Genomic DNA, 19,929 nt, shown 5'->3' with positions numbered 1-19,929 from the left:
GTCCTCCGTCCGGCCCTGCTGGTTTCATCCTGTCAGAACTCGGCGGGTGGGAGGGCGGGTGAGTCCGCGGTGGGGAGGGTCCGGGCCCAGAGGTCGCCGTGGGTGGCCACCCGCTCCAGCACCCGCGCGGGGCTGATCCGCAGCGGGCCGTCGGGGGTGAGCGCGGCCACCTCCTCCCACGTGAGGGGTGTGGCCACCGAGGGCGTCTCCACCCCCCTCACCGAGTAGGCCGTCACGGTGTTGCGGGCGGCCAGGTTCTGCCCGTAGTCGACGAAGATGAGGTTGGCCCTGGCCTGCTTGCTCATCGTGGCGACGAACTGCGTGGGGTAGCGCTGCGCCAGATGCTGGGCCAGCGCCGTCGCGAAGGCGTGCACCGCGGAGGCGGGGGTGGGCCGGATGGGAACGCTCAGCTGGAGCCCCTTGTTGCCGGAGGTCTTGGGAAATGCCTCGAGACCCATCTGGGCGAGCAGGGTCGCGGCGAGGATGGCGCCCTTGGCGGAGTCGGCGGGCGTGATGCCCGGCCCCGGGTCGAGGTCGACGACGAGGGTGCTCGCCCTCGGCTCGTCGACCCCCGTGAGGATGAGTCCCTCGGGTGAGCCGGTGGCGTCCCGGAGACGCCACTGCGGGGTGTGCAGCTCGACGGCGGCCAGGTTGGCCAGCCATGCCAGGTCCGCCCGGCGGCCGGCGGTGACGTAGCTGACGGTCCCGGCGGAGGTGGACACGTCAACCGTCCGCACCCAGTCCGGGGCACCGGGGGGCAGGTTCTTCTCGTAGAACGACTCGCCGGCGGTGCCGTTGGGGAACCGCACCCTGGTGATCGCGCGGTCGCTGAGGTGGGGGAGCATCACGTCGGCGATCTCGACGTAGTACGCGATCAGCTCGCCCTTGGTGAATCCGGTGGGGAACAGCGGCTTGTCGAGGTTGCTCAGGGAGAGGGGCAGGCCGTCGATCTCCGTGGCGATGCGCTCGCTCATGCTGTCTCCCACACCCCGCCCAGCTTGCCACGCCCAGGGTGAAATTGTCCGTGGTTGCTGGTTGCATAGGGGGCATGCGCTTCCGGGTCCTGCCTCCACCCCATGTGGGGCCTCCTGCCCTGACGCCGGAGCAGGACGCCGCGGCTGCGCCCTTCAGGGGCGTGTCGGTGGTCGTGGGAGCTCCCGGCACCGGCAAGACCACACTGGTCGCGGCCGCCGCGGCGCGGCGGGTCCGGGCCGGCGGCAGCTTGGACAGGCTCATCGTTCTGGCGCACTCACGCTCCGCCGCCCAGCAGCTCCGCAGACAGATCGCCCGGCAGGTGGACCGCGCCCAGACGTCGCCGCAGGTCACCACCATCCATGGGCTGGCGCTGGGCCTGCTGCGGCGCTACTGGCCGCACGAGGACAGCCCCTGGCGCCTCCTTCGGGCACCGGAGCAGGAGCAGCGCATCCGCGAGCTGCTGGCCGGCATGCCTCCACGGGCCTGGCCGGAGGACGTGACGGCGGCCGTCGGGACGCGCGCGTTCGCCCGGCAACTGCGCGAGGTGCTGGCCCGCGCGCGCCAGCTCTCACTGGATCCGGAGACCATCGCTCGCTACGCCGCGCAGGCGGAGGACGAGTTGTTCGCGTCCGCGGCCCGCTTCGTCGAGGAGTACCTGACGGTGGGGGACTTCTCCGGCACGCTGGACTACGCCGAGCTGGTGTACCGGACGCGCCTGCTGCTCAGGGAGCCGAGCGTCGCGGCGGGGGTGGCGGCCGCATTCGACGAGGTGCTCGTCGACGACGCGCAGGAGGCGGATCCCGCGCAGGTGGGGCTGCTGGCGGACCTGTCGCGGATCGGGCTGCCGCTCATGGCGGTGGGAGATCCGCACCAACGGATCGGCGGGTACCGCGGGGCCAGCCCCACGGCGGTCGCGGATCTCGCTGCGCTGCCCGGCGCGACACTGCACACGCTCGGCACGGGGCACCGGGCCTCTCAGCGGGTGGCGGAGGCCCTTCGGACGCTCAGCTCGAGGATGGACGCGCGGTATGCCCCTCCGTCGCCACTGGCGAGCCTGCTGGCCGGAGAGGTGCGCGCGAGGGTGTTCGACGACACGTCGGCCGAGCTGGCGAGTGTCGCGGCAGACCTGCGCCACTCGGTCGCGGTGGAGGGACTCGCCTGGGCGGACCTCGCGGTGATCACGCGCGCGGGCCGCGCCCAGCTCAGCGCTGTCGCGGCCGAGCTCATGCGCCTCGGGGTCCCGGTCGACGTTTCGGGAGACGAGATTGCGCTCGCGGAGCAACCCGCGGTCGCGACGCTGCTGTTGGCGGTGTCGGTCGCGGCCCGGGGTGACGGGCCGGAGGCTGACGAAGCTCGCCTCCTCCTGTCCTCCCCGCTGTGCGGCCTCGACGGGGTGTCCCAACGCAGGCTTGGCCGGGAACTTCTGGAGCGGCACCGCTCCCTCGGGTCCTCCTCCGTTCTCCTGGGTCGCTGCCTCACCGAGCCGTCGCTGCTGGAGGGCGTGGACACCGAGGAGGCCTCCTCGGCCCGCGCGCTTGCCGCCCTCCTCGCTGAGGCGCGCCGCGCTCTGGCCGAGGAGGCGGAGGTGCAGCAGGTCCTGTGGGGCCTCTGGGACGCCACCCCATGGCCCTCCACCCTCCGGGACCGGGCCCTGCGCGGGTCCCGTCGGGCCAACGCGGATCTCGACGCCATCGTCGAACTGTTCGACCAGGCGTCGCGGCAGCCGGAGCTGCGCGGCGCCCCGGGCGCCAGGACGTTCCTCAACGAGATCTCCGGTCAGGAGATTCCGGCGGACACCGGGCGGGAACTGGCCGTGTCCCGCCGGGGCGTCCGCGTCGTCACCGCGCACCGGACCCGCGGCCTGGAATGGGAGCGGGTGTGGGTGATCGGTGTGCAGGAGGGGCTGTGGCCCCGCATGACCCGGGCGGGGATGCTGCTGGACGCCTCGCGTCTGGGTCCCGAGCGGCTGGAGCCCAGGGGGCCGTCGTCCCAGCTGGCTGACGAGCGCCAGCTCTTCTATGTGGCGTGCAGCCGCGCCCGGACGGGCCTGTCGATCAGCGCGGTGCAGGGTGTCGACGGGGAAGGCGGGCACCCGTCGCGGTTCATCGCGGAGATCGGGGTGCCCGTGGAGCGAATCCACGGCCGCCCGGGCATGCTGCTGTCCACGGCCGCCCTCGTGGGTGACCTTCGGCGCGCGGTCGTCGACGAGGCCGCCTCGCCTGGCCTGCGGCGAGCGGCCGCCCTACGCCTCGCGGACCTCGCCTCCGTGGCTGCCGCGGACGGCACCTCGGCGTTCCCAGGTGCACACCCGGGCACCTGGTGGGGCATCGCGGAGCCCACGTCGGCACCAGCCGTTCCGGGGGGACCCGTGGTGATCACAGGCTCGTCGCTCGAGGTGTTACTGGAATGTCCCCGTCGCTGGTTCCTCGGGAGGAGGGCCAGGGCGGACACCGGACGCGTCTCGAAGGCCTCCGTCGGCGACGTTGTCCACCTCCTGGCCAAGCACGCCGCCACGGACCACCTCACCGCGGATGAGCTGCACGCCAAACTCGACGAGGTGTGGGAGCGCATCCCGTTCGAGACGGAATGGCTCTCGGCCACGGAGCGCTCCGAGATCGACGAGGCACTCGACAGGTTCGCGCGCTATCACGACCACAACCCCAACGAGCTGCTGGCCGTGGAACGGAGATTCCGCGTCCCGCTCACTGTGGCAGGGCGGGAGGTGCTCCTGGACGGCACGGTGGACAGGCTGGAGCGTCAGCCTGACGGGCGCCTGCGGATCGTGGACATGAAGACGGGCCGGCGCGTGCTGCGGGAGGCGGATGTCGTGGATCACGCGCAGCTCGGGATCTACCAACTGGCTGCCACGCTGGGGGCGTTCGACGACATCGCCGCGGGTGAGCGGGCTGTCGCCGCCCCCGCCCTGCTCTTCCTCCGGGACGGTGACGCCCTGCCCACCCTGGTGGCGCAACCCTCGATCGACGAGTCGCCGGCTCTCCCGAAGGCCGAACTCACCGTCGGCCCCACGTGGGTCCACGACAAGATCGCCGAAGGGGTGGCCATCATCGACGGCGGCCGGTTCGACGCGGTCGAGTGCGGAGCGTGCAGGTACTGCGCCTTCACCGCGTCGTGTCCCGCCCGGGGCCCCAGGACGGGGGCCCAGAGATGAGCGTCCACCCCATCCGGACAGCGCGGATCACCTCCCCCGAGCAGCTGATCGACGCCCTGCGGATCCCGTTCTCGCGGGAGCAGCTGGACGCCATCACCGCCCCCCTTGAGCCGGCGGTGATCATCGCGGGGGCGGGCAGTGGGAAGACCACCGTGATGGCTGCCCGCGTGGTGTGGCTGGTCGGCACGGGGCAGGTGCGCCCGGAGGAGGTTCTCGGGCTGACCTTCACCCGCAAAGCCGCGGCCGAGTTGGCCTCGCGGGTCGCGTCGGCGCTGGACCGGGCGGGCGTGCTCACCGGTCAGGAGGGAGAGGGCGCCGAGCTGGTGATGACCTACGACTCGTTCGCCGCCCGCCTCGTCAGCGAGTTCGGCATCCGGATCGGGATCGACAGGGATCCCGTGATGGTCACCGGCGCCAGCCGGTTCCGGCTCGCCACGCGGGTGGTGGCCAACGCGCCCGGTCCCTTCCACAGCATCAGCCGCTTGAGTCACCACACCATCCCGGAACGGGTCCTGGCGTTGGACGCGGAGTTGCAGTCACACCTGGTGAGCGCGGTGGCAGTCGAGAAGGAGTGCGACCGCACGGAGCAGAAGTTCGCCCAGGCCCCGCTCTACCGGGGGGCAACCATGCGCGACGTCGCCAGGGCTTTGGACGCCACGGCGGAGAGACGCGAACTGTTGCAGCTGGTGGAGCGCTATCAGGAGCTCAAGCGGGCGTTGGGGGTGGTGGAATTCGCGGACCAGCTGCGCGAGGCGGTGCGTCTGGTCACCCAGGTCCCGGCCGTCGGGGAGGAGCTCCGGGCGAGATTCCGCGTCGTCCTCCTCGACGAGTACCAGGACACGTCGGCGGCCCAGGCGCGCCTGCTCCGCGAGTTGTTCACCGGCAGCCCTTACTCAGACGCCATGGGCTTCCCTGTGACGGCGGTAGGGGACCCTTACCAGGCCATCTACGGCTGGCGTGGGGCGGCCTCGGGCAACATCCTGGAGTTCCCCCACCAGTTCCGTCGTACCGATGGCACCCCCGCTACGCGGCACACGCTCAGCATCAATCGGCGCAGCGGCCAGCGGATTCTCGACGTCGGCAACGCCCTTGCCCGGGGTCTGGCCGCCGCCCCCGGGGAGGACGGGGTGTCCCTGGTGGCTGCGGAGGGCGCACCCCGAGGGATGGTGGCCGCCGCCACCTTCGACACCTTCCGGGATGAGGTGGACTGGATCGCGGAGTCCGTGGTGGCGAGGCACGAGACGGGCACCGGGTGGGCAGAGCAGGCCATCCTCGTTCGGCGCAACGCGCTCCTCGCTCCGCTCTTCGAGGCGCTGCGGGAGCGGGACGTGCCCGTGGAGATCGTCGGCCTCGGCGGACTGCTGGGCCTGCCGGAGGTGGCCCCCGTCGTGTCGACGCTGCGCGTCATCGACGACGTCACCGCCAATCCCGACGTGGCCACCCTGCTGGCTGGGCCCAGGTGGCAGCTCGGGCTGGCGGACCTGGAGCTGCTGGGGGAGCGGGCCAGGCAGCTGGGAGCGTCGTCGCGGGCGCCTGAGGTCCTCGACGACGCCCTCGTGCACGCCGTGACGCAGGCGGACCCGGGAGAGGTGGTGTGCCTCCTTGACGCGGTCGCGGACCCGGGGGAGGACCTTCCGTTCAGCGCCGCCGCCCGGCGCAGGCTGGCACTCTTCCACAGGGAGATCACCGGGCTGCGCCGGCACGCGTCGGATCCCGTGGCGGAACTTGTCACGCGAGTGGTCTCCACACTCGGACTGGAAGCGGAGCTGCTGGCCGCGGGGGCGGACACCGGCCAGATCGCGCGGTTCGTCGCTGAGGTGTCCGGTTACACGGATGTGGACGGCGACGGCACGCTCACCGGCCTTTTGGCCTATCTCGATGCGGAGGAGGACTTCGGCGAGGGCCTCCAGCAGGCGGTGCCCACCGAGGCGGACTCGGTCAAGCTGCTGACGGTTCATCGGGCCAAGGGTCTGGAGTGGGACACGGTGTTCCTGCCGGGCCTGGTGGACAAGGTCTTCCCGTCCGAGCCCCGCTCCGGCATCTGGCCCAGCCGCGCCGAAACCCTCCCGGCCACACTGCGCGGCGACGCTGCCGGTGTCCCGCAACTGCAGCACTACACCAAGGACGGCCTGGCCGCGTACCGGGAGGCCACCAAGGTGGACCACCGGCTCTCCGAGGACCGGCTCGCCTACGTTGCCGCCACCCGCGCCAAGCACCTGCTGGTGGCTTCGAGTCACGTGTGGACGCCCGGCAACATCCGCCCGAGACTGGAGTCGCCGTACTTCACCGTGCTGCGCGAGGAGGCCGCGTCGGCAGGCTGCTATCTCGACGAGGCACGGCGGGGCACCGATACCAACCCGGTGCCGGCCGAGCCGCTGCGCGCGTCCTGGCCCGCGTCGATGAACGCGGAGGTGGTGGCCCAGCGGCGGGCGGCGGCGTCGCTGGTGGGGCGGGCGGCCGGCATCGGCGCGGACCCGGCCACGCGGTTGTCCTGGGTCTGGGAGTCGGGCACGTTGTCGGCGGAGGACGAGGCCCGCGTCGCCGCGTGGGATGACACGGCGCGGCACCTCACCGCCCTCCTCCAGCGGCGTGGAGACTACGACGTTGAAGTCCCCGAGGGCCTCTCGACCACCGCCCTCATGGCGCTACGCACGGACCCCTCCGGATTCGCGGGCTCCCTCGCCCGGCGCATGCCGCGGCCTCCCTCGAGGGCGGCCAGGGTGGGCGACGCCTTCCACACATGGCTGCAGCGCCGGTTCGAGTTGCCTGCGACGTTGGACGAGGTGGACGCCGCGGCCGCGGCGGAACCTGGCGCGGTGTCCCGGCTGATCGAGGCTTTCGAGGCCGGGCAGTTCGCTCACCTCGTGCCTCTGGGGGTGGAGGTGCCCTTCGTGATGGCCCGCGGCCGCCACGTCCTCCGGGGACGGATCGACGCCGTGTACCAGTGGCCCCGGGACGGGGTGGAGTACCTCGTCGTGGACTGGAAGACCTCGCAGAGACACGCGGATCCGCTCCAGCTCGCCGTCTACCGGCAGGCCTGGGCCGAGGCCCGGAGGATCGATCCGTCGCGTGTGGGGGCCGCGTTCTATCATGTGCTGGCAGACCAGTTGCGAGTCGTCGACGCCCCAGTGGCCCTGATCGATGCCGCGCTGGATGCGGGGAAGGAACCACGATGACCCACTGGAGCGGGCCGTCCGGCCTGGACCGGGGTGCGGCGGCGCGGCTGACCGGTGAACTGGACGCGGCATGGTCAGGAGCCGTCGTGTTGGTGGTCGACGCCGCCGGCAACGTCGCCTCCGCGGGTGGCCGGCCACTGCCGATGCCCCGTCCCGGACAGCGGGCGCCCCACGACATCTACCTGGGGCGGTTCGACGGCAGGTCGTGGTTCGCGCGCCCCGTAGAGAGGCTCGGTGGTGAGACACTCGGCTGGCGCGACGTGGACCCGGCGGACTACGACCCGCTGGCCGCCGCCGTCGCGTTGAGCCGCTGGCATCTCCAGGATCCGGTGTGCGAACGCTGCGGATCCGCTACCCTGCCGGACCAGGGGGGCGCCCGCCGGGTGTGCGTGCAGTGCGGCACGCTTGCCTTCGCACGCATCGATCCCTGCGTGATCGTGGCCATCACGGATCCGGCGGATCGGCTCCTGCTGGCGCGTCAGCGGCAATGGCAACCCGGGAGGGTGTCCATCGTCGCCGGGTTCATCGAAGCGGGGGAGTCCGCGGAGCAGGCCTGCCACCGCGAGGCGGCGGAGGAGGTCGGGGTCCGGCTGGAGCGGGTGGAGTACGTCTCCAGCCAGCCCTGGCCACTGCCCCGCTCACTGATGCTGGGCTTCACGGCGCGCGCCCGGGACGCCCGGGTTAACGTCGACGGCGACGAGATCGCCGAAGGTGCATATTTCACCCGTGGAGATCTCGCCGCCGCCGTGTCGTCGGGAGAGGTGACGCTGCCGGGTCCGGCCTCGATCGCGCGTCACCTGATCGAGCGGTGGCTCAGCGCGCGCTGAGCCTGTTGGTCTCGTCCTGGATGCGGCTGGCCACTTCGGTCAGCTTCTCCCGGTGCCGGGCCGCGTGGTGTGCGCAGAACAGCAGTTCGCCGCCTGAACGCAGGAAGACGCGGAGGTAGGCTTGCGCGCCACAGCGATCGCAGCGATCGATCGCGGTGAGCGTCGGGTCCATGGCCAATTCAGTCATTGTGGGCTCCCCACCTTTCTTCTTCTCGGTAATCAACGTAGCGGGCCTCCACATTGTTCCCGGGAGGCCCAGGTAATCTGGGCCGGTGCAGACCCCGAAGAGCAAGCAGCCACACTCCAGAGACTATGAGGCGAAGAACCTCCTGGTCCTCGAAGGGCTCGAAGCGGTGCGCAAACGGCCCGCGATGTACATCGGGTCCACGGACACCCGCGGCCTCATGCACTGTCTGTGGGAGATCATCGACAACTCGGTCGATGAGGCGCTGTCCGGCTTCGGCGAGGTGATCGAGGTCACCCTCGGGGAGGATGGCTCCGTGGCGGTGACGGACCGCGCGCGCGGCATCCCCGTCGACACCGAGCCCCGCACCGGACTTTCCGGCGTGGAGGTGGTCTTCACCAAGCTGCACGCCGGAGGAAAGTTCGGAAACTCGTCCTACAACGCGACCGGCGGGCTGCACGGCGTCGGGGCCTCGGTCGTCAACGCGCTCAGCTCCCGGCTCGACGTGGAGGTGGACAGGAACGGCGCCATCTGGGCCATGAGCTTCCGGCGAGGGGTACCCGGTGTGTTCGACGGCGAAGGCCCTACCGCGCCGTTCACACCGCAGGGTGGCCTGCGAAAGGTGGGTCGAGTCACCAAATCCACCACGGGCACCCGGGTGCGGTACTGGCCTGACAGGCAGATCTTCCTCGCTGACGCCGAGCTGTCGCTCAGCCACCTCCACGACCGTGCACGGCAGACCTCCTTCCTCGTGCCCGGCCTCCGGATCGAGGTGGACGATCGCCGCTCCGGTGAGCCGCAGCAGCTGTCCTTCGAGCACCTGGGCGGCATCACGGAGTTCGCGGACTTCCTCGCCCCCGACGCGCCCCTCACCGAGGTCCTGCGGCTGCAGGGACACGACTCGTTCGTCGAGACGGTGCCCATGCTCGACGAGTCCGGCGCCATGACGCCTACCGACGTGGAGCGGGACCTGGAGGTGGACGTCGCCGTCCGATGGGGGACAGGCTACGACTCGCTGGTCAAGTCGTTTGTCAACATCATCGCCACGCCGAAAGGCGGCACGCATGTGGCGGGCTTCGAGCGTGGCCTGACCCGCGCCTTCGTCAAGTCCCTGGACGGCACCCGGCTCCTCAAGGCGGGCGAGGAGGTCATCAAGGACGACTGCATGGAGGGACTGACGGCCGTGGTCACGGTGCGCCTGGCCGAGCCCCAGTTCGAGGGCCAGACGAAGGAGGTGCTGGGCACCCCGCCGGTGCTGAAGCTCGTCACCGGCATCGTCGAGCGCGAGATGAGCGACTTCCTCACCAGCTCCAAGGCCTCGGTCCGTCCTGTGGCCAGGCTTCTGATGGAGAAGGTGGTGGGCGCCTCACGCACCAGGGTCCAGGCGAGGGCACACAAGGAGAACCAGCGCCGCAAGAACGCCCTGGAGTCCTCCACCCTCCCGCCGAAGCTCAAGGACTGCCGCTCCAACGACGTCGACGCCACGGAACTGTTCATCGTGGAGGGTGACTCCGCGCTCGGGACGGCCAACGTGGCACGCAACTCGGAGTTTCAGGCGCTGCTCCCGATCCGCGGCAAGATCCTCAACGTGCAGAAGGCATCCGTGGGCGACATGCTGAAGAACGCCGAGTGCGCCTCCATCATCCAGGTCGTCGGCGCCGGCTCGGGCCGCACGTTCGATGTGGATTCCGCCCGCTACGGCAAGATCATCTTCATGGCGGACGCGGATTCCGACGGCGCCCACATCCGCTGTCTCCTGGCCACGCTGTTCTTCCGCTACATGCGCCCGCTCGTCGAGGCCGGCAGGGTGTACTCGGCGGTGCCGCCCCTGCATCGCTTCGAGTTGATCAACCCCAAGCGTGGGTTCGAGAAGTACATCTACACCTACTCGGACGCCGAGTATCAGCGCAAGGCGGCGGAACTGGCCAAGCGCGGGCAGGCGTACAAGGAGCCTCAGCGCTACAAGGGCCTGGGCGAGATGGACGCCGATCAGCTGGCCGACACCACCATGAGTCCCAGGCACCGGACACTCCGCCGGCTCACCGTCGATGACGCGGGGGACGCGGAACGGGTGTTCGAGATGCTCATGGGCAACGACGTTGCGCCGCGCAAGGAGTTCATCATCGAGGGCGCCTACGCGCTGGAGGCCGACCGCATCGACGCCTGATGCGGCCGGCCTCCACCGGTGTGGCACGGATCAGTCGACCAGGACCACCGAGAGGTGCCGGGGTCCGTGCACGCCTTCGACGCGGCTGAGTTCGATGTCGCTGGTGGCGGAGCCGCCGCTGAGCCAGGTCACGGGCCGGCGGGCCCGCAGCGCCGGGGCGAGCCGGGCGATGCCCTCGGGGACGTCGCTGACCACCTGATCCGAGCGGACCACGCAGATGTGGCGGTCGGGGAGCAGGGACAGGGCACGGCGGCCCTGCCCCTCCGAATGGTCGAGAGCGATCGTGCCGGAGTCCGCCATGGCGACGGCGCAGGTGGACACCATCGCGTCGATGGTGTTGAGCTGCGCGTAGGACAGGGCGGGCTCGTCGGAGTAGAGGATCAGCCCCGCCGCACGCAGGGCGCCGGTCCACTCACCCGGGAAGCCGTCCGGCACGACGACGCTGGTGGCGCCGAGGTCCTGGAGCGCGGTGACGAGCGACCGGCCCACCTGAAGCTCGCCGCACCGGGTCACCGTGGCCTTGTAGTCCTCGACCTTCTCGACGAAGTCCGCGAGGACGTCGACGGTGGCAAGGGGACGCCCATAGGTCCAGTCGACGGGCACGTCGACCTCGGGACGTTTCTCGGTGACGTCCTGCGTTGCCGCCCGCACGCGGCGGAGCACCTCATCACGCGCGCTCACTTCGCGCCTCCTTCGTGGTTCTTCTTCCACCACTGGCGGAAGGTCTGGGTGGGTGGTGCCTCCGTGTCTCGGGCTTCGAGCCAGCGTGATGCGATCGGGATGGGCATCGGGCCCAGCCACTTGCCTGTGAACATCCGCCCGGCGAGGCGGCTTCCCCTCTGCACCGCTTCCAGGTGCGACCCGTCTGCCATGACCCATCCGGCCCCCTTCATGATCGCCTGCTCACCCGTCGGGTGCTTCGAGGTCTTGTAGTCGACCACCTTGTGGCGCAGGTGCACGAGGATGTCGGTGAACGGGATGCGCACCGGACACACGTCGTTGCAGGCGCCGCAGAGCGTCGACGCGAACGGGAGGGCCCTGTCGTTGGGATTGTCCATCCCGCGCAGCTGTGGGCCGAGGATCGCACCGATCGGGCCCGGGTACGGGGAACCGTAGGCGTGGCCACCGACCCGCTCGTACACGGGGCAGATGTTGAGGCACGCGGAACACCGAATGCAGCGCAGCGCCGCCCGTCCTTCCGGGTCCGCCAGGACGTTGGTCCGGCCGTTGTCGAGGAGCACCACGTGCAGGTCCTGCGGGCCGTCCCCGGGCGTGACTCCGGTCCAGAACGAGGTGTACGGGTTCATCCGCTCACCGGTGGAGGAGCGGGGGAGGAGCTTGAGGAACACCTCGAGGTCCTCCACCGTGGGCAGGATCTTCTCGATGCCGACGATGGAGACGAACGTCTCGGGCAGCGTCAGGCACATGCGACCGTTGCCCTCCGACTCGACGATCACCAGCGTGCCGGTCTCGGCCACGATGAAGTTGCCACCTGAGACCCCCATCTTCGCGCGGAGGAACTTCTCCCGCAGATGGGCCCGGGCGGCGTTGGTCAACTCGGTGGGGTCGTCGGAGATCCCCTCGGGCGCCGGAACGCCGTAGCGGCCCATCTCCTCGGTGAAGATCTCCCGCACCTCTGACCTGTTGCGGTGGATGGCCGGCACCAGGATGTGGCTGGGCAGGTCATGGCCGAGCTGCACGATGAGCTCCGCCAGATCTGTCTCCCACGCGGCGATGCCCTCGGACTCGAGGTGTTCGTTGAGATCGATCTCCTGCGTGACCATGGACTTGATCTTGACGACCTCGTCCACACCCTTGGCCTTGGCGATGTCCGAGACGATGCGGTTCGCGTCCGCGGCGTCGCGCGCCCAGTGCACGGTGATCCCGGCAGCGGTCATGGTCTCCTCGGCCTGGATGAGGTACTGCTCCAGGTGGCGGGCCACGCGGTCCTTGATCTGCGCCCCCGCGGTGCGGAGTTCCTCCCAGTTGTCGACCTCGGCCGCGCGGACGACGCGCTTGCCGCGGATGGTGCCGGTGGCGTGGCGCAGGTTCTTTCGCTGCTCCGCGTTCTCCAGTGCTCCCTTCGACGCCTCCGGGAACGGGGGGATGCCCAACCATGAACCGGGCTCCGGTGTGCGACGGGTGTTCATCGCTGTGCCTCCTCGGTATTGGCCAGGATCTCGGCCAGGTGGATGGTCTTGATGCCGGCACGCTGGCGATGCAGCACACCGCCGATGTTCATCAGGCAGGCGTGATCGCCGGCCACGAGGTATTCCGCGTCCGTCGAACGGACATGTCGGGCCTTGTCGGAGGCCATCGCCACCGAGACTGCCGGGTTCTTCACCGAGAAGGTGCCGCCGAATCCGCAGCACTGGTCCGCGTATGGCAGATCGACCAGGTCCATGCCGCGCACCGCCTTCAGCAGCCGAAGCGGCCGGTCGCCGACCTTGGCGATGCGCATGGAGTGGCAGGTGGGGTGGTAGGTGACGCGGTGCGGGAAGTAGGCGCCCACGTCGGTGATGCCGAGGACGTCGACGATGAACTCGGTGAGCTCGTAGGTGCGCGAGGCCACGGCCGTCGCCTCGGCCTCCAGACCCGAGTCGCCCGCGTGGCGGGCCAGCATGGCGTGCTGTTCCCGCACCGAGCCGACGCAGGAGCCCGACGGGGCGACGATGTAGTCGTAGCCACCGAAGGACGACGCGTAGTTGCGCACCGTCGGCAGCGCCTCCTTCCAGTAGCCCGTGTTGGTCATGATCTGGCCGCAGCAGGTCTGCTTCTCGGGATAGGAGACCCGGCAGCCGAGGCGCTCGAGGAGCTTGACTGTGGCGATCGGGATGGAGGGTTTCATGGTGTCGGTGATGCAGGTCGCGAAGAGCGCGACGTGGGGTGCTGTGGTCATCGTTGGCCTTTCGATCAGGGGAGCAGCCAGCTGAGGACTGGCGTGGACATCAGGCCTGAGATCAGGCACAGGAGGACGAGCAGGATGACGCTCCAGATGATGATGCGTCGAAGGATCACCGACTCGGCCCCAGCGATGCCGATGGCGGTGGCGGCCACGGTCAGCGACTGCGGGGAGATCATCTTGCCGACGACACCGCCTGCGGCGCTGGAGCCGACGAGCAGTGCGCGCATGCCTTCGGTGCCGAGGTGGCTGCCCGGGCCGATCTCCGCGCCGACACCGGACTGGAGACCGGAGAACAGGATGTTTGCGGAGGTGTCTGAGCCGGTGACGTAGACACCGATGTATCCGAGGACCGGGGCGACGAACGGGTAGAGGGCGCCGGCTCCGGCGAAGAACAGGCCCAGCGCGAGCGTCTGCCCGGAGTCACCCATCACGTAGGCGAGCGCGACGACGGAGCCGATGGTCAGCATGGCGAACCGGAGCTTCTTGACGGTGGCCCACAGCACGGTGAAGATCCGGGACAGGGACATGCGGTAGATCAGGCCGGTGGCGATGGCCACGAACGCCAGCAGGATGCCGGGGGTTGAGGCCCAGGCCAGCGTGAAGGTCTGGTGTGATGCCGGATCGCCGGCCACGTTGAGCATCTCGGACAGGCCCGGCCACCCGAACTTCACATCGGTGCTGACCAGAGCCGTCTTGACCGCGGGCAGGGCCGCGATGCCGAACACGGCGATGACCAGGATGTAGGGCACCAGGGCCATGAGGATCTGGCGGACGGTGAGCTGGGCGGCTCCGGCATCGGAGACCATGACGTGCCGGTCCTGCCCTTCGATGGACGGATCGATCGGAATGCCGATCCGGCCGGTCGCGGCCCCGCCACCGGTGGGGTGCCAGACCTTGAGGAAGGCGATGGCCACGCCGACGCTGACGACGGCTGCGAAGACCTCGGTGAGGTTGTAGAGCGGGGTGGCGGAGACGATCCACTTGGTCACGCCGAAGCTGGCGCCGACGACGAGGCCGAAGGGCCAGACCTCCTTGAGCCCACGCTTGCCGTCCATGACCGTGAGGAGCAGGAAGGGCACGACCAGGCACAGGACCGCGGTGATCCTGCCCGTGATCGGCGAGATGGCCAGCACGTCGTCGAAGCCACCGGTCTTGGCGGCCATGAGGACGGGGAGGCCGACGGCGCCGAAGGCGACAGGAACCGTGTTGGCCAGCAGCGCCACCATGGCCGAGCGCAGGGGGGAGAACCCGATGGCCACGAGCATGGCGGCCGTGATCGCCACGGGCGCGCCGAAGCCGGCGAGGGCCTCGAGGAGTCCGCCGAAGCAGAACGCGATGAGGAGGCCCAGGACACGCGGATCGTCGCTGATGAGGAAGAACGTGCGGCGGAGATCGTCGAAGCGGCCTGAGGCCACCGTGACCTCGTACATCCAGATGGCGGTCAGCAGGATCCAGACGATCGGAAAGATGCCGTAGACGAAGCCGTGGGCGCTGGTGGCCAGCGCAGTGGTGACGGGCATGCCGAAGGCCGTGACGGCCACCACCAGGGCCGTCGCCCACGAGGCCGGGCCGGCGTGGTGCGCCTTCCAACGCAGCACGCCGAGCGTCAGCAACATGGCCGCTATCGGGACCGCCGCGATCAGGGCGGAGAGCCACTGCGTACCCAGGGGGTTGGTGTCGGGTTGGAATGTCTCCAAGAGCATCGGTGAACTCCGTCGTTCAATTTGGTCAGACCTTAATGTCTGGTCCGACCATATGCAGCGGCGGGTCCGATGTCAACCCCGCGTGGCATGCGCCACAATGGGCCCATGACCACAGGAGGATTCGAATCGGTTCTGGACTTCCTGACCGGTGAGATCCTCTCCGGCCGGGTGCTCCCGGACGCCCGCCTCCCCAACGAACGCGAACTCGCCGCGCAGCTCGGCACGAGCCGGAGCGCGGTCCGCGAGGCCATCAAGGTGCTGCAGGCTCAAGGCGTGGTGACGTCGCAGACCGGTCCGGGACGCGGCACCAGGGTGGTGGCCAGCCAGGGGGTCGCGCTCGGGCGGATCCTCAAGCTGCACGTGGCTCTCGACGCGGTGTCCTTCGAGGAACTGACCGAGACGCGGGTCGTGCTGGAGCGCGCGGCCGCGGAGGCTGCCGCGACGCACGCCGACGATCCGGCGCTCGTGGAGTTGGGCCTCATGGCTGACGGTATGGCTGACGTGTCTGACACGGCGTTGTTCAACGAGTTGGACACCGCGTTCCACGTCGCCATAGCTGGATTGGGGTCCAACCGGCTGATCCGCGACATGACGATCGCCATCCGGGAGGCCGTGGCAAGCCCCATCCTCGACGCGGAGAAGCGGCTCACCGACTGGGAGACGCTCCGACGGCGCCTCGTCGCCGAGCACCTCGGCATCCACCGGGCGCTGCGCCTGCGGGACGGCGCGCAGGCGGCAGACCTCTGCGAGGCGCACATCCGTGGGGCGCACATGGTGCTTCTGCCCCAGGCCTGACCCGGCTCAGATCAGCTGGGTCAGCAGCCCGGTGTCCACGTCGTACATGAAACCGCCCACCTCGGCATGGCCCTTGATGAGGGGATGGTTGGTCACCATGTCGACGTCTGCTCGCAGGCGCGCCTGCTGGTCCGGGCTGGCTCCGAACGAGATCCAGGACGTGTCCGAGCCCGTCTTCGCGGCGATCACCCGGCGGATGTCGTCATCCGTGCCCGAGGCCATGGCGCAGCGCGTGTGGGGCACGATCATGATCCGGGTGACGTGCAGGAGCTGCACGCTCAGGACGCAGCCGGTGAGGACGGAGGTGGAGACCCGACCCCCGGGCGAGCGGAGGATCTTCGCGTCCCCGATACGCAGACCCAGCATGCCCAGCGGCTCGATCCTCGAATCCATGCACGTGACCATCGCGATGCCGGCCCGGGCGATGCCGTCGAAGCCCCCGTCGGTGAAATCAGCCGCGTAGGCAGCGTTGTTGGCCAACAGGTCCTCGAAACTCATGCAGTCTCCCTTCCGCGCGTGATGCTACTCGCCCGGATCCGGTGATCCGGCCCGTCCCGCCAGCGAGGCCACCGGCTGCGACACGGGTGTGCCCGACCCGTCCCGGCGGCCATGAGCGGTGGGCAGGTCCACCGGCGAGCCGCTGGCGGCGGCGGCCACGACCGGTGCAGGGCCGATCGCGGCGATCAGCAGGGTGTCCTCACCCCTGAGGAAGCGGTGGGCTCGGACGCCTCCGGTCGCACGTCCCTTGGCCGGATACTCCGTGAGCGGCGTCACCTTCGCCAGCCCTGTCTCCGTGCCCGGAAGCGAGGAGGAGGAGCCGGAGAGCGTGACCACCACGTCGTGGGTGGGATCCACGGCGCCGAACCAGATCACGGTGGCCCCCGCGTTCAGCTTCACGCCCGACATCCCACCGCCGGAACGACCCTGGGGTCGTACAGCGGCGGCTGGGAAGTGCAGCAGTTGAGCGTCGGAGGTGATGAAGCCGAGATGCGTCGCCGGATCGTGGAGTTCGAGTGCGCCCACCACCTCGTCGCCGTCCTTGAGCGTGATGACATCCCAGCTGTCCTTGGCCAACACGTCGGGATTGACGCGCTTGACCACGCCCAGGGCCGTGCCCAGCGCCAGGCCGTGGGACTCCGGCAGCAGTGTGGTGAGCCCCAGAGGGCGCTCCCCGGCGGCCAGCGGCCACAGCTCGTGCGCCAGGCTGCCGCCCTGCAGGCTGGGGGCGGAGGCGGTCAACGGCACGGTGGGCAGTTCGATGGCACGGCAGCGGATCACCCGTCCCCGGTTGGTCAGCACCCCGAACTCGCCGTGCGCGGTGGTCTTCACGCGCGCCACGACGACGTCGTGTGCGGAGCGCCCCGTGGACGGCAGGTCGTGCTGCGCGTCGGTGCGGGCCACCAGTCCGGATCCGCTGAGCAGCACCCAGCAAGGGTCGTCGGCCAGCTCGAGAGGCGCGGCCGCGGTGGTGATCGCTCCGGAGGAGGCCAGCAGGACAGTGCGGCGGGGGGTGCCGAACTGCTTCGCCACGTCCGCCAGGTCCGTGCTCACCACCCGACGCAGCACCGTCTCGTCATCGATGATCTCCCGGAGACCGGCGATGGTGTCGGCCAGTTCCCCGGCCTCCTTCTCCAGCTCGATCGTGGAGAACCGCGTGAGGCGCCGCAGCTGCATGTCGAGGATGTAGTTGGCCTGGACCTCGGTCAGGTCGAACGCGCCGATGAGGCGTGCCCGTGCCTCGGCGGCATCCTCGGAGGAGCGGATGATGGCGATGACATCGTCGATGTCGGCGATGGCGATCATGAGGCCACGGACGAGGTGCAGCCGGTCCTCGGCCTTGCGCAGCTTGTACTGGGAGCGGCGCAGTGTCACGTCCAGGCGGTGCGCGAGATAGACCTCCAGCATCTCCTTGAGGCTGAGCGTGCGCGGCTGCCCCTCGACGAGTGCCACGGCGTTGATCGCGAAGGTGTCCTCCAGCTTGGTGAGCTTGAACAGCTGCTCCAGCAGCACCTCGGGGTTGATGCCGTTCTTCACCTCGATCACCAGCCGGGTGCCGTGCGCGAGGTCCGTCAGGTCCTTGACGTCTGCGATGCCGGTGAGCTTCTTGTCGTCGACGCCCTTCTTGATCTGCTCGATGATCTTCTCCGGGCCCACCATGTAGGGCAGCTCGGTGCACACGATGCCCATGCGGCGGGGGGAGACCTTCTCGATCCGGGTGGTGGCACGCAGCCTGAACGTGCCTCGTCCGGTGGCGTAGGCGTCGCGGATGCCGTCCAGGCCGACGATCTTGCCGCCCGTGGGGAAGTCCGGCCCTGGGATATGGCGCATCAGGTCCTCGAGCGCGATACCCGGGTTGCGGATCAGCTGCTGCAGCGCCGCGACGACCTCGATGAGGTTGTGGGGCGCGATGTTGGTGGCCATGCCCACCGCGATGCCCGTGGCCCCGTTGACCAGCAGGTTGGGGAAGGCGGACGGCAGCACGACCGGCTCGGATTCCTTGCCGTCGTAGTTTGGCTTGAAGTCGACGGTGTCCTCGTCGAGGCCGCGGGTCATGGCGACGGCGGGGGTGGCCATGCGGCATTCGGTGTAGCGCATCGCGGCGGGGCCGGCGTCGAGGGAACCGAAGTTGCCATGCCCGTCGATGAGCGGCAGCCGCATCGACCACGGCTGTGCCACGCGTACCAGCGCGTCGTAGATGGCGCTGTCGCCGTGGGGGTGCAGGACGCCCATGACCTGGCCCACGACGCGCGCGCACTTCACGTGCCCACGGTCCGGGCGGATCCCCATCTCGTCCATCGAGAACAGGATGCGGCGCTGCACCGGCTTGAGCCCGTCGCGGGCATCGGGGAGGGCGCGGGAGTAGATGACGGAATAGGCGTATTCGAGGAAACTTGTCTCCATCTCCTCCGTGACGTCGACGTCGAGGATGTGTTCCTCCTCGCCCAGCTCGTCGTCGATCGTCGACCTGGCCATCGGGCCGCCTCCTCGCCTCGGGGTCGTTACAGCAACCCGCGCAGCTTATCGCCCAATCCGTCGCCGTCCGGGGCCCGCACCTCCGGGGCGGTGTCCGGGTGCCAACGCTCGTCGCTGGCCGGCACCTCCATGGGAAGACCGTGGGCGAGTGCGTGCTCGCCCGGCGTGAGCTGCCGCAGGGCACGCGCACGCACATGCGCAGGCTGCAGGGTGGCGAATTCGGCATAGAGATCCGGGTCGTGTTGCCCGTCATCGCCCACCAATAGCCACCTGATCTGGGGCAGGTCCCGGGCCAGTTCGCGCAGGCAGCGCCGCTTGTGGTCCATGCCGCTGCGGAACCAGCCGGTGTTCGTGGGACCCCAGTCCGTGAGCAGCATCGCGCCCTGCGGGATGCCGTGGCGGGCGGTGAACCGTTGGATCATGGGGTACGTGTTCCAGGCCCCCGTGGAGACGAAGATGATGGGCGCTCCCGGGTGCTCGGACAGCAGATGCTGATAAAGGCGTGCCATGCCGGGCACGGCCTGTCTCGCCTGCTCGGTGAGGATGAACGAGTTCCAGGCCGCCACCATGGGGCGGGGAAGCCAGGTGGACAGGATGGTGTCGTCGATGTCGCTGACGATCCCGAAGTCCACGTCGTCGGCTATCACCTGGATGCTCGCCAGCGCCGAGGACCCGCCGTCGCCCTCCAGCGTCACCGAGTGCCAGCCCGGGGGCAGCCCGGGGTTGCGCACGCGCACGTCGATGTAGCCGCCGCGGTCCGCCTGGACCTGGATCCGCACGGCGCCGATCACCACGGTGAGGCGGGCGCCGACCTTGGCGGCGTTGAGGAAGTTGCGCCAGCCGCGGCGGTAGATGAGTGCCGAGGCCGCCTGGACGATCCCGAGGTCCGCGGAAGGGCGCAGCACCACGCGGCCGAGAATGCGCAGTTGCTCGGATGTGCCGTACCCGGTGTAGGCGAGGATCGACTCCTGCCAGCCGCGGCCCTGGAGCGCGCGATTGATCAGCGAGTTGATCCTGTCCTCGATGCGGGCGGCGATGAAGGGGCGGGAAGCCAT

14 protein-coding genes are annotated in these 19,929 nt (G+C 69.8%); 5 read left to right on the top strand and 9 right to left on the bottom strand.

All coding sequences use genetic code 11. From position 1 onward, the window contains the following. Positions 1–32: 32 nt before the first annotated feature. Positions 33–974 carry a non-homologous end-joining DNA ligase gene (gene ligD, locus ACZK5N_RS02160; RefSeq protein WP_463624604.1) on the bottom strand — a complete coding sequence of 314 codons (942 nt, stop codon included), beginning with the start codon at positions 972–974 and terminating at the stop codon, positions 33–35. A gap of 74 nt (positions 975–1,048) precedes the next feature. On the opposite strand from ligD, the gene ACZK5N_RS02155 reads away from it, so the two are divergent. The 3 genes from ACZK5N_RS02155 to nudC are packed head-to-tail and all read left to right on the top strand — an operon-like array spanning position 1,049 to position 8,147. Next, positions 1,049–4,144, top strand: a complete 3,096-nt coding sequence (locus ACZK5N_RS02155) for an ATP-dependent helicase (RefSeq protein ID WP_463624603.1) — start codon at positions 1,049–1,051, stop codon at positions 4,142–4,144. Then, complete coding sequence (locus tag ACZK5N_RS02150) at positions 4,141–7,320, top strand: ATP-dependent DNA helicase (protein ID WP_463624602.1); 3,180 nt, start codon at positions 4,141–4,143, stop codon at positions 7,318–7,320. The genes ACZK5N_RS02155 and ACZK5N_RS02150 overlap by 4 nt, the downstream gene beginning before the upstream one ends. Continuing rightward, a complete protein-coding gene (gene nudC, locus ACZK5N_RS02145; RefSeq protein WP_463624601.1) occupies positions 7,317–8,147 on the top strand; it encodes an NAD(+) diphosphatase in 831 nt (276 codons plus the stop codon). Before ACZK5N_RS02150 ends, nudC begins: the two co-directional genes overlap by 4 nt. On the opposite strand, the gene ACZK5N_RS02140 is transcribed toward nudC, so the two are convergent. Continuing rightward, the gene (locus ACZK5N_RS02140; protein WP_459019838.1) at positions 8,134–8,334 is read right to left on the bottom strand and encodes a DUF7455 domain-containing protein; all 201 of its coding nucleotides are present in this window, start codon (positions 8,332–8,334) and stop codon (positions 8,134–8,136) included. The genes nudC and ACZK5N_RS02140 overlap by 14 nt on opposite strands. A gap of 85 nt (positions 8,335–8,419) precedes the next feature. On the opposite strand from ACZK5N_RS02140, the gene ACZK5N_RS02135 reads away from it, so the two are divergent. Then, complete coding sequence (locus tag ACZK5N_RS02135; RefSeq protein WP_459019837.1) at positions 8,420–10,498, top strand: DNA gyrase/topoisomerase IV subunit B; 2,079 nt, start codon at positions 8,420–8,422, stop codon at positions 10,496–10,498. 30 nt (positions 10,499–10,528) lie between these two features. On the opposite strand, the gene ACZK5N_RS02130 is transcribed toward ACZK5N_RS02135, so the two are convergent. The 4 genes from ACZK5N_RS02130 to ACZK5N_RS02115 are packed head-to-tail and all read right to left on the bottom strand — an operon-like array spanning position 10,529 to position 15,106. Then, positions 10,529–11,179, bottom strand: a complete 651-nt coding sequence (locus ACZK5N_RS02130; RefSeq protein WP_459019836.1) for a LutC/YkgG family protein — start codon at positions 11,177–11,179, stop codon at positions 10,529–10,531. Further along, positions 11,176–12,648: a LutB/LldF family L-lactate oxidation iron-sulfur protein gene (locus tag ACZK5N_RS02125; protein ID WP_459019835.1), complete on the bottom strand. Its 1,473-nt coding sequence runs from the start codon at positions 12,646–12,648 to the stop codon at positions 11,176–11,178. Before ACZK5N_RS02125 ends, ACZK5N_RS02130 begins: the two co-directional genes overlap by 4 nt. Then, positions 12,645–13,397 carry a (Fe-S)-binding protein gene (locus tag ACZK5N_RS02120; protein WP_459019834.1) on the bottom strand — a complete coding sequence of 251 codons (753 nt, stop codon included), beginning with the start codon at positions 13,395–13,397 and terminating at the stop codon, positions 12,645–12,647. The genes ACZK5N_RS02125 and ACZK5N_RS02120 overlap by 4 nt, the downstream gene beginning before the upstream one ends. Before the next feature lie 14 nt (positions 13,398–13,411). Continuing rightward, on the bottom strand, positions 13,412–15,106 hold the full coding sequence (locus ACZK5N_RS02115) for an L-lactate permease (protein WP_459019833.1): 1,695 nt from the start codon (positions 15,104–15,106) through the stop codon (positions 13,412–13,414). 105 nt (positions 15,107–15,211) lie between these two features. Here ACZK5N_RS02115 and ACZK5N_RS02110 point away from each other — a divergent pair, with 105 nt between their 5' ends. Next, the gene (locus ACZK5N_RS02110; RefSeq protein ID WP_459019832.1) at positions 15,212–15,901 is read left to right on the top strand and encodes a FadR/GntR family transcriptional regulator; all 690 of its coding nucleotides are present in this window, start codon (positions 15,212–15,214) and stop codon (positions 15,899–15,901) included. A 6-nt stretch (positions 15,902–15,907) separates the two neighbouring features. Here ACZK5N_RS02110 and ACZK5N_RS02105 read toward each other — a convergent pair whose 3' ends face one another. From ACZK5N_RS02105 to ACZK5N_RS02095, 3 genes are read right to left on the bottom strand one after another with little or no spacing between them, the layout of a single operon-like run. Further along, a complete protein-coding gene (locus tag ACZK5N_RS02105; protein ID WP_459019831.1) occupies positions 15,908–16,399 on the bottom strand; it encodes a beta-class carbonic anhydrase in 492 nt (163 codons plus the stop codon). Between the two features lie 24 nt (positions 16,400–16,423). Further along, entirely contained in the window at positions 16,424–18,874 is a 2,451-nt protein-coding gene (locus tag ACZK5N_RS02100; RefSeq protein WP_459019830.1) for a DNA gyrase/topoisomerase IV subunit A, read from the bottom strand. A 26-nt stretch (positions 18,875–18,900) separates the two neighbouring features. Continuing rightward, entirely contained in the window at positions 18,901–19,929 is a 1,029-nt protein-coding gene (locus ACZK5N_RS02095; protein WP_459019829.1) for an App1 family protein phosphatidate phosphatase, read from the bottom strand.

The organism is Tessaracoccus pujii (assembly GCF_055326215.1).
This window is presented reverse-complemented; position numbering and strand designations above follow the sequence as displayed.